Source organism: Endozoicomonas sp. ONNA1 (assembly GCF_024606325.1).
Classification (GTDB): domain Bacteria; phylum Pseudomonadota; class Gammaproteobacteria; order Pseudomonadales; family Endozoicomonadaceae; genus Endozoicomonas_A.
Genome location: NZ_JAHHPN010000719.1, coordinates 1 through 4560, shown reverse-complemented (window position 1 = coordinate 4560; position 4560 = coordinate 1). Strand labels below are relative to the sequence as shown.

Sequence of the window (4560 nt, the reverse complement as noted above, 5' to 3'; positions counted from 1 at the left end):
TGAATTCACACTGGAACACATCAGAGCCGCTTCCTCTGTCATCACGCCAACCTGGTTGCAGATTCAACTCGCAAAACACTTCAGCTTCAAGCCTGCACTTAGAGATCTTCTGATCAATCAGAATTTTGTTAAGGGTATTATGAGTCTTGTACCCGTTGTCGACGAATCACAGCTCAATGTTTTTAACCACGACGAACAGTTTGCTGCCAAAGTCGTGAGGGACATGGCCAGAAAAATAGTTAAGTGGGAAAGACAGCTGCAAGAGCACCTCGCAACAAAAAGCGAACTCATCCGGGTTAAAAACCAGTTAAAGCTTATATCGGAGACAGTCACTACCAGTGAAGAGCAAAAACTCAGAGCACTTCAACTCAGGCAACACGCTGAGGATGAGCTCGCACTGATTCGTAAAGTGGTGAAAGAACTGGAAGATCAGTCACAAAAACTTCAGCATGAAGTCGAACGAATCCCGTATCTGCAACAACAAATCCGTGATGTCAGGGAAGAAGCCAGTATAGCCTACAAGACTCAACTGGCAGAGATGCTTGGTATTGATAACTGGGATGATACCCAGCCACCGGAAGAACAAATCAGGCTTATCAGAAAAAAAATTCATGAAATCAATCAATCAGTGGCCGCAGCAGGACAGCCTGGTCCTGAAGCTCTGAAAGCACAACTGGCAGCCATTGAAGGCCAGTTCGGTATTACTCCGGTCGATGAAAACGATCTGGGTGCCCGCTGTAAGTCCATTCAACAGTATATGCAACATACGACTGAAGCGACCGATCAGGAGGAGGCCTCGCACAGACTGGCTATCGTTGAAAGTCAACTCGGTCTGGTCCCGCTCAACAAAGATGACCTGAAGGCCCGTCATCGGACCATTCAGCAGCATCTTGAACTTCAAAAAATGCTGGAACAAGAAAAAAAGAGGCTAACGAAATTTCAGCAGGAAGTCACTCGAATGCCAACGCTGATAAAAGACATTCGTGCTTCCCTGGCAGAAATCAGAGATGAGTACAATACCCAACTGGCCAATGAACTGGGTATTGATAACTGGGATGGTAGCAAGCCACCAGAAGAACAAGCCAGACTCATCAGAAAGGGCATTCATGAAATCAAAAGATCGGTTGCCGCGACAGATGCCGCAACAGATGCCGCGATAGAACAGTCTCGGGAAGAAGCCGTAAAAACAAAATTGGCAGACATTGAAAAGCAGATCGATATTACTCCAGACAATGAAAACGATCTCGGTGCCCGCTATGAGTTCATTAAACTCTGCCTGCAAGAGCAAATGCTTCAACAGACAGAGCTGATTGATGCTGTAGTCCGCAATCGTCTGAATAACATTCAACGTCAGCTCGGTTTGGTCCCGGATGTCGACACGGAGCCGGAAGCCCGATGCCGGGCCATTCAGCAGCACCTGAAGCAGTGGGCAACTGAGGATCAGAAACGTTTTCAGCAACTGAGCATCACAAAAGATACGAAAGATGCCACTGGAATCAGAGCCCGCTATGCAACCCTTGCCGCAGTCTTGAACATTCCGAATTTTGATGGCAAAGCTGATATTGACGCTCAGCAAGAACGCCTGCTTGAAAAAATTAAGACAATAAATGTTCAAATACAAATCCTGAATCAAAAACTTGCGATAACGGATGCCCAAAAAGAAATCCTGCATCGCAGAATTCAGACAATATATGAACAACAGGATATAGAGAATTCTCACACCAAAGCCAGAATATCTGCTCTTGCAGCGATCCTTGGCCTTGATCCTGGTGAGCAGAATGAAGGCATCGCGACAGCAAACCTCAATGCCCTGGAGTCAAGTGTTTATAACTCGCTTCTCAAGAATGCTGCACTGGAAGAAGAACTGAAAGACATCAACACACCAGGCCACCCCAAAGCCATGCCTGAAGTACTTCGGACACTCAGTGCCGTGGGAAAAGCTATGGGGAGAAAGAGTCACTTCAGTAATAAGGACGATGTGTATTTTCAACGTCAGGTCATTTCTGAAGACATGCGACTATATATCAGAGAAGCCAGGCAGCAATCAGAGGAAGAGGCCTGGTTCACACTGCAATCCCTGGAAGCAATACTCAAGATCGAAATCAATGAAGGGGACGACAAAGCAACAAGACTGGAAAGGGTTCTTACAAGGCTTGATAGCGGTGATGTTCCAAATGACGAGCTGAGTAAGATGGAAAACTTCGTCTGGTGGGAAGCTGACAGACCAGACCTGGAGAAGCATCTGGAAAGAGATCTGAAGGCGGGGCTGGTGGGGGTGGATATCATACTCTTTGGTATTCGTGATCGTCTCAAATTTATAGTCGAAGAATCTGATCAGCGAGCCAGAGAACGACAGGCACATTATCTTACCGCTATGGAGAAGGCGCTAAATATCCACCCTCATGTAAATCCTGCTGCCAAAGAAAAAGGAAAAATCTTCATAGCTAAACTGGCCGGTGATCTGCAGATAGGGTTTGCAGACGATGCCAATCTGTCCGACCAGCAGCATGCTCTAAGAAAGAAAATTCGGGAATTAATGGAAGAAGTAATCGAAACTTATGACGATGAAGGTGCCAAGAGAATCAGAAACAATCAAATTGCTGTTCAACTCAAGATTAAGGGCTATAAAAGTCATGCCGGTATAGACGAGCAGAACTGTCTAATTGAGGAAAAACTTGAACATCTGGATGTAGAAGTGCTTAAAGCGGGTCAGCCCGAGGTTGATGAGCGTATCGCAGCCATTGAAAATGAACTGGACAGGCAAATGGCTCGCCTGGGGCATAAGCCCCGATTCGCCCTTGATCGTGATGTCGCGATGGCCAGGCGAGCCATTAAAAAAGCTGAAAGTGAACTGGCGGGTGTTTATCACAGATTGAAGACTCTTCGTGGCAAAAACGTAGTATTGGCGTTGAACCGTGCTGATCTCCGACATATCTCGGATAAAGAAAAAACAGCTCTCAATCAAGGAATGAAAGATGTTCAGATCGGGTTGGGTCTGGCTGCAGTTGATGAGCAAACCCCTGAAGAGCGAATGAGGGACATCAAGCACTTCCTGCTGGAATGCAGTGCAGAAAAACGAGATGAAGTCCTTGAGGAAATCAGAACCAAATCAAATCTGAACATCCGGACTGGTGACCTCGGATTGAAGGAAGAATCTGATTACTTTATTGCCATTGCAGCCTACGCAAATTCTGATGTTCAGAACCAATCCGATGAAGCATTGGGTGAAGTGATTTTAACCTGGAAAAAGTACACTCAGATCGCACAATTCTTGCGTGAGCACGACAGGAAGAGTATGGAAGTGACCCTTGCAAGGCTTGAAGAGAGAAATTTACAAGAGAATCTGGATCGAAAAAAACAGGAAGTTATCGATTTTGAAGACTACGATAAGCAGGCTAAAACCGTATATGAAAACGAAATGGTCAGGCTGAATTTGGCCCTGGAGCAAACAAGTGATGCTGTATCAAAAGCAGAAGTCGCTCTGACGGAATTTCAAAACGTGGCTCTTGACGCCACTGAAGAAGCCGTGGGTCTTAAACCAGACGCCAATGACACCCACGAACAACGGCTTAATGCCCTGAGAAACAAACAGCTACAATTGGGCGGGAATGATGGTTTTGGCGGCAGGATCCGAAAACTGATTCAGGAACAGGTTCATCTGCAAGATGAGATTAAAAGCAGGAAAGCATACATTGAGAGAATGAAGATAGTCCTGAAGGCTGCAGAGGAAGCCATCCAAAGTGACGGCGGTCCCTTCCAATACACGCCGAAACAGGCAAAAGTTCTGAACGCTATCCAAAAATTCACACAGCAGCACCCTCTTAAAAAGCAAGCCCTGGACGCTGCAATTGGACTGACAGTAGTTGCAAGAGAAAGCGGTAAGGCCATACCATTGCTGACGACTTTCGATTTTGACGATGAATTTGCACCGATTCGCATGCGGGCACTGGCCGGAAACCATCTGAGGTTTGATCAGGCCAGTCGGATTGTGGAAATTTTCAAAAGCCTGAGGACATCCTCATCGGAATCTCAACCTCCGAGAGTTCTCAAAGAAGTCCAGATTCTGTCGTACCGCGCCAGGCAAGAGATAGCAACAGGGGCACAAGAATACGACGACGAAATTCTCGGCATGGGCAAAGCAGGCATTCACTACGTCGAGTATGAACCAAAGGACCTGAAAAGCTTCCCGGAATACTTCGCTGCCCGTTCTGCCAGCGGTAACAGGATCATCGCTCTGCTGCGTGAAGGTCTGATCAGCAAGGTTGAACTTGAGCACCACATGAAGGCCGTCAGAGGTGTCGATGGTTATCAGACAGTGACTGAATTTGAGCACTTTCTTGGTTATAAACATGGCGTCAAGGTGCCTGAGTTCAGGAAGGTTGTCCAGATGCTGTCCGACGAGGGTACTGAGGAATTCATGCAAAGTGCCTTTACTCCTGTGACCGTGACCGCCACTGGCCCGGCAGGCATGAAAGAGTCTGTTGCCGGCATGCAAGAGTACGCTACTGCGCTCATCGCCAACTACGTTCTTGACGATGTTGCCTTTGATAACGGTCGCAG

At 47.0% G+C, this 4560-nt stretch carries 1 protein-coding gene; it reads left to right on the top strand.

The genetic code is table 11. The annotated features are described in order from the left end of the window. A partial coding sequence (locus KDK19_RS16780) for a hypothetical protein (RefSeq protein WP_257292415.1) occupies nucleotides 1-4560 on the top strand: 4560 nt, incomplete at both ends.